Source organism: Lysinibacillus sp. FJAT-14745 (genome assembly GCF_001275675.1).
Taxonomy (GTDB): Bacteria; Bacillota; Bacilli; order Bacillales_A; family Planococcaceae; genus Lysinibacillus.
On record NZ_LITM01000002.1, the window covers coordinates 98,813 to 105,311 of the forward strand.

The 6,499-nt window shown below is 34.3% G+C and carries 4 protein-coding genes and 1 pseudogene; 3 read left to right on the forward strand and 2 right to left on the reverse strand.

What is annotated here, in order from left to right; all coding sequences use genetic code 11:
* The first annotated feature begins 783 nt into the window (after positions 1 to 783).
* The 3 genes from hpaB to AMS59_RS01980 all read left to right on the forward strand — a co-directional run bounded on the left by hpaB (position 784) and on the right by AMS59_RS01980 (position 4,671).
* Positions 784 to 2,235, forward strand: a complete 1,452-nt coding sequence (gene hpaB, locus AMS59_RS01970) for a 4-hydroxyphenylacetate 3-monooxygenase, oxygenase component (RefSeq protein ID WP_053482089.1) — start codon at positions 784 to 786, stop codon at positions 2,233 to 2,235.
* 1,363 nt (positions 2,236 to 3,598) lie between these two features.
* Positions 3,599 to 3,979: a hypothetical protein gene (locus AMS59_RS01975; RefSeq protein WP_053482090.1), complete on the forward strand. Its 381-nt coding sequence runs from the start codon at positions 3,599 to 3,601 to the stop codon at positions 3,977 to 3,979.
* A 383-nt stretch (positions 3,980 to 4,362) separates the two neighbouring features.
* On the forward strand, positions 4,363 to 4,671 hold the full coding sequence (locus tag AMS59_RS01980) for a hypothetical protein (RefSeq protein ID WP_053482091.1): 309 nt from the start codon (positions 4,363 to 4,365) through the stop codon (positions 4,669 to 4,671).
* A gap of 205 nt (positions 4,672 to 4,876) precedes the next feature.
* Here AMS59_RS01980 and AMS59_RS01985 read toward each other — a convergent pair.
* Positions 4,877 to 5,303, reverse strand: a pseudogene (locus tag AMS59_RS01985) (DUF4279 domain-containing protein).
* 165 nt (positions 5,304 to 5,468) lie between these two features.
* On the reverse strand, positions 5,469 to 6,200 hold the full coding sequence (locus tag AMS59_RS01990; protein WP_082337351.1) for a class I SAM-dependent methyltransferase: 732 nt from the start codon (positions 6,198 to 6,200) through the stop codon (positions 5,469 to 5,471).
* Between the last annotated feature and the right edge of the window lie 299 nt (positions 6,201 to 6,499).

Consider the following 6,499-nt stretch of genomic DNA (forward strand, 5'->3'; position numbering starts at 1 on the left):
TAAAGATTTGCCAAGCATGATTAAGTAATTCTTCATTAGTCTAGTGGCTATCCCTCCACGTTCATTACACGCTTCAATGGTACTGTGCCACCACTTTCACTGATATAAAGTTAAGTTATATAACCGCCAACCTTACGATTATTTTCCTTCGCAACGCTTCAAAGAGCTTCCTGTAAGCCTGTTAGCATTCATACGCCTGTAACGTATCATGGATTTTCATATTAGCTAGTCTTACTCACCCACGTCTAACCTCACAATTTGGTGACATACACATTTCTATGTATCGCAGTTATAGACCCGTACATTCAGAAGTTTGTCAGCTTAACCTTTTCTTTTAGGTTCATTCGCATTCTCACCCTATTCATTCAACTCAAGCATCATGATTTACACCACCCCCGCGGGTAGGCTTTGGTCAGCCGAACTGTTACGGTAAATTCTCACGCCTTTTCGCCGAGCTCATAACACTTTCATTCTTACTAAATCAAGTACTATTCGACTAAGAGAGAACCCTTCCGAGCGTTACCTCTTCATTTGATTCTTCGATATAATCCTTCAGTTCCGAATTGCCTAGCCTTTACCAGAGAGATGTAACCATCCTCTATTTAAACTAGGAACATTTCGCATAACTAACATGCTGCGTTAGTTAAAAAAAGAATATTAGCAAGCTCTAGTTACATAGAATAATTTTAGTAATAGTAATAAAATATTCGACGACTTAACTTGTTAAAACAGCTATAAACGAATAATTTTATTTAAATATCAATTAAAATTGGGGAGTGGAACATGGGGGCTATTAATGGAAAAGATTACATTAACCGATTAAATCAGCTAAATAATGAAATTTGGTACGACGGTGAAAAAATTGAGGGGTTGTTATCAGAACAACCTGCCTTCAAGGGACTTATTCAGTCCAAAGCGGATCTTTATGATTTGCAACATGATCCAAAAATAAAAGATGAGATGACTTTTATTTCTCCAGTATCAGGAGAGCTTATTGGTCTTTCCTATTTGCAACCAAAAACGAAAGAGGACTTAATAAGAAGAAGAAAGATGATTGAACATTGGGCTAGGTATTCAGGGGGGATCATGGGAAGAAGCCCAGATTATTTGAACACAGTTTTAATGAGCTTTGCTTCTTCAGTATCCTTTTTAAATAATAAGGACAAATGTTTTCCAAACAATCTGCAAGCATTTTATGAATTGGCTAGGGAAAATGACCTGTCGTTTACACATACCTTTATTTCCCCACAAGTGAATCGTTCTTATATCTACATTGAAAATACGGATGAGCCAATCGCCGCAAAAGTTATTGATAAAAATGAAGAAGGAATCATTATTAAAGGTGCACGTCTTCTTGCTACGCAAGGTGGTTTAACAGATGAAGTATTAGTATTTAGCGTAGGTAAATTTCTATTTAATGAAGATGAAGCTTTTGCTTTTTCGATCCCTTCTAACACAAAAGGATTAAGGTTTATTTGTAGGGAAACATTCATCGGCGGACAATCTTCTTTTAATCATCCATTAAGCTCGCGGTTCGAAGAAATGGATTCTATCGTCGTCTTTGACAATGTATTAGTACCTTGGAATAGGGTATTTTATTACAGCAATGCAGAAGTAGCCGGAGAATTCCCAATCCAAAGCTCTTTCCATTCCTTTACTAAGCACCAAGTATTGACTAGACAAATTGTAAAAACAGAGTTCGTCTTAGGTATTGCTGAGCTTCTTATAGAAACGATTAATATAAGCGAGTATCAACATATCCAAGAAAAGATGTCAGAAATCATCATTGGTCTAGAAACGATGAAAGCCTTATTAGAAAAATCTGAAAATAACGCAAAATTAGATGAATGGGGATATATGCGTCCAGAAATTTTCCCGCTTCAAGTTGCTGGTAATATCTTTCCTAAAATCTATCCTCGTTTCACTGAAATTATCCAGCTAATCGGAGCTAGTGGAATGATTACATTGCCAACCGAGAAAGCATTTCATTCTATTATTAGAAAGGACTTAGATTTTTATCTTCAAGGAGCTACTAAGACCGCAGAGGAACGAGTAAAAATATTTCGTTTAGCTTGGGATCTAACAATGAGTTCATTTGGAACAAGACAAACCCAATATGAGCGATACTTTTTTGGCGACCCGATTCGATTATCCAGCGATTTATATAAGATATATCCAAAAAATGAATATATAAAGGTAATTAGTAATTTCTTGAATCTTAAAAAAGAAGAGTAATAGAAATTCAATTATTGCCTTAAATGAATACAGGTTTAATAATTCCTTTTTAGGATCAAAATACTACGCTCAATCTTTTTATACATTGAGCGTCCTGCTATTTTTGCAATGATTCCATGCAATTTTAACGATATTTTAGCTTTCTTTAAATCCTCTAAATCAACATTAATATGTTTTTATGAAACGTGGTAAGGAATTTCTGATCCTTCCCTACCTATAACCAATCCAACTCTCTTCTTCTTTAATTCAATAAAGCTGCTCTATTATCTTTTATAAAGTATAAGACCTAATTTTTCATAAAACTCTATTAATACTTGTAAATTTTCTAGTAATTAAAAAACTTCCATTTCACTCAAAGGTCTAATGTTATTTAATTTTGTTCTTCTATTCTAATCCTTCTTCATACAGATAGGTAAGCCTTTGAAATTATCGCAAGCTTTTCCCCCTGTTCACACCGTACGTGCGACTTTCATCGCATACGGCGTTCCAACTAATCCGATTCATTTAATCATCAACACTTCTGATATCAAAATACCTTCTATGTCTCAATTCTTCCGTTTCAATAAGTCGGTGCCTCCCTTGGAAGGTGAACCTCTTTTAGTCTTACGAGAACCTTATTAACCGATAAAGATTTGCCAAGCATGATTAAGTAATTCTTCATTAGTCTAGTGGCTATCCCTCCACGTTATCAGCTTACAATGTTGAATTATATCTATTATAGAATGAACTTAGGTGCTTCCTGTAAGCCCGTTAGCATTCATACGCCTGTAACGTATCATGAATTTTCATATTAGCTAGTCTTACTCACCCACATCTAACCTCACAATTTGGTGACATACACATTTCTATGTATCGCAGTTATAGGCCCGTACATTCAGAAGTTTGTCAGCTTAACCTTTTCTTTTAGGTTCATTTGCATTCTCACCATATTCATTCAACTCAAGCATCATGATTTACACCACCCCTGCGGGTAGGCTTTCGTCAGCCGAACTGTTACGGTAAATTCTCACGCCTTTTCGCCGAGCTTATAACAATTTCATTCTTACTAAATCAAGTGCTATTCGACTAAGAGAGAACCCTTCCGAGCGTTACCTCTTCATTTGATTCTTCGATATAATCCTTCAGTTCCAAAAGGAATTGCCTAGCCTTTACCAGAGAGATGTAACCATCCTCTATTTAAACTAGGAACATTTCGCACAACTAATCTGCCCCGTTAGCCATCCATGTAGCGCAAAAACCAGCGCTACATCACAGAAAATGAAAGATGATTAAGTTCTTTCATGGGAGTTTAAGTGAATTTTCTCACAAATGCATGATATTATACAGTTGAATAGAAAGATAAATTAGAATTTGGAGGTTCAATATGAAAAGTGAAGATAAACAATATGCTTTAACTGTTATTACTAATATATTAAAAGTAATGCACAGTAAAGAATATGAAAACATTTTAAATTATGTGGATGAATCTGAAGTGGATGATATTGGTGAGTTATTCTATTATGTCCAAGAAACATTAAACTTAAATGGATTTGATTCATTTGATGAATATGGCGCTCCATGTAATTTCCACCCAAAATACGAATATTCACAAATCAAATTCTATGAATTCAATGATAACAGTGGATTTGCTGTTGATTATAATTTAACTTCAAATTCAAAATTGGCCGATATGTGTTTACAAATGGAGTTTTTATATACGGATAACGGATTAAAAAGTGTTTTTATCACAATTGACCCACAGTAAAACAATAATTCGAAAGAATCGCTAGAATATAGATGATGAATTCAAGGAATTATTGAAAAAAATTACTGAGTTTTTAAAACTATTAGGATATAAAAAGAAACATTTAACTTTAGATTTTTTGAAAATTTTGGGTTGTGGTTAATTGACAGCAATACAAATGTCAATGAATTTTTTGAAAGTGTTAAAAAAGCGTTAGATATTATTTTCTAAATACACAGATAAAAATAGTATGACTCATCTTACTGCAAGGTTATTAGTAGCTATGGGATATTCAAATTCAGTGTATGAGCTTATCAAAGATTCAGAAGTTCGACTTTTGGTTGAATTAACGAATAAAATCAAGAATTGACAACTTATAAATCTAAATATTAAAGGGAGAACATATGGAAATATACAATATTAATTTGAATATTCATTATTCTGCCCCACAAGAAGTTTGGGATAAGTTGGAGCGTTTATATAGAGAAATGCCTAACTGGAACAACTTTGTAAACGGCTGTCCACAGTGGTATGGTTCAGATGGTAAATTGATAGAAGTAAGTATTGAACCAAGTGGATTACAATTCTATGCTAAATTACCATCAGAAGAATGGAATGAATGGATTACATTATTTAAGAATAGAGCTACAAAATTATTGGGTTATGAAGTTGGCGAACCAGAAGACGGTTTTGAATTTCACTATTATGATTAACCCTACAAATTCCAAGTTGTCCAAAAGCTTAATTTGAAAATACATAAGACACTTCGGTGTCTTTTTTATATCATCGACAATTCTTCCAGTCACACCTAATTGCTATTCAACTAACCTGCGCCGGTAGCTCAACAAGAAAAAAGATACTGCTACTGCAACACCTTGTTTAACTCTTGCCCCTGTTAGTGTAATAAAGTTTATACTCTTATTCGCCAAAATCATCATAAGGATTAGCGTACAAATCTACATCAAATTCAGCTTCAATACTTGAAGCAAATTTTATGATGTCTTTATCCAGATATAAAGCAGGGGTATTTCCCTTTTCTATTTTAATTACAATAAAGAATTTACACTCCAAGGAATAAGCCTCTTTTATTTCGTTAATTATTGATGACTTATTTTGTAGCATACCTACAATTTGTTTTAGTTGGTCATTTACATCAAGTGAAAATTGGTAGCCTGTTCCTAAATCCCAACTTGCCTCTTTTCTAAAAACAGTCGAACAGTTTGGAATTAAATCGCCTTTTTTATAGGTGTCGGTAGGTGTAACTTCTAACTTTTCTGTTCCATCATCTATTGGAAAGTCCATCTCCAAACAAGCTGAAATAAATCTTTACTTGGGTATTATTCAAGTGTAATTTCGCCTCCCATTAAGCCTCATTTTAACAATTATAATATCCTTCCTTATACAACTAAACTCACCGTTAGCTCAATAAGAAAAAAAGAGTTGCCTACGCAACTCAATGAACTTCAAGTACAGCACCCATTAGTTCAACAATCAATATTAGGATATTTATTTACTTCGCACAAGAAAAAGCTAGTACAATTGGAATTCGTTGTCTTCTAACGAATTCATCTTCACTACTAAAATGTTCACGTATTGGTGTACCTTCACGTAAATCTTGAACTGAAAAGCCAGCTTGTTTAAGTGCTATAAAATAATGTTCGATTGTACGATGATACTTCACCACTATTTGGTCAATCCAAGGCTCTTTTCTTTCCCCCTCACGGAAATAGTCATCGACGATCCAATTACCGCGTTTATCCCCAGATTGCTTACTAAGAAATGACGAAGTTGTAAGTGGATGCTGGATACTAAAAGCAAATCTTCCGTTTTCTTTAAGTGTTTTATGAACGTTTTGAAACAGGCGGTTAATGTCTGAAACATAATGGATAGCAAATCGAGATGTTACAAGATCAAATGCCTCTTTTGGAAAATCATAAGACTCCATTGTTTCTAAGTGTATTGTCCCGTTTTGTTCAAGTAGGTTAGAGCGTGCTGCTTTCACCATTTGTTCCGAACCTTCTACTCCTGTGTAGGTTTTTGCTCCTAAATGTAAGAGTTCTTTTCCAAATGATGCATCACCACACCCTAAATCTAAAATGCTACTATCTTGAATGCTCCCAATTAATTCATAGATAATCGGACCTTCTATGGCATTATTTGGGCTATCTTTTCTGTTTCTTCTAGTCATATAATTTTTTAAAAAATCCATTTGATCGTAAACGCTAAATCCTTTAAATTCCAACGGAACCTCTCCCCCCTCTAAACTTTATGTATTCTATCACACTTTTCCTATAATTTACAATTATAGAGTTTTTACTTTCCGGAAAAAATTATATGAAAAATTGTCGCTATAAACTGCTCTTTAATGATACAGATAGGTAAGCCTTTGAAATTATCGCAAGCTTTTCCCCCTGTTCACACCGTACGTGGGACTTTCACCGCATACGGCGTTCCAACTAATCCGATTCAATTAATCATCAACACTTCTGATATCAAAATACCTTCTATGTCTCAATTCTTCCGTTTCAATAAGTCGGTGCC

What these genes read in the sequence shown, in the direction of transcription:
- hpaB (WP_053482089.1), top strand. Translation starts at nt 784, where the DNA reads ATGGGGGCTATTAATGGAAAAGATTACATTAACCGATTAAATCAGCTA.
- AMS59_RS01975 (WP_053482090.1), top strand. Translation starts at nt 3,599, where the DNA reads ATGAAAAGTGAAGATAAACAATATGCTTTAACTGTTATTACTAATATA.
- AMS59_RS01980 (WP_053482091.1), top strand. Translation starts at nt 4,363, where the DNA reads ATGGAAATATACAATATTAATTTGAATATTCATTATTCTGCCCCACAA.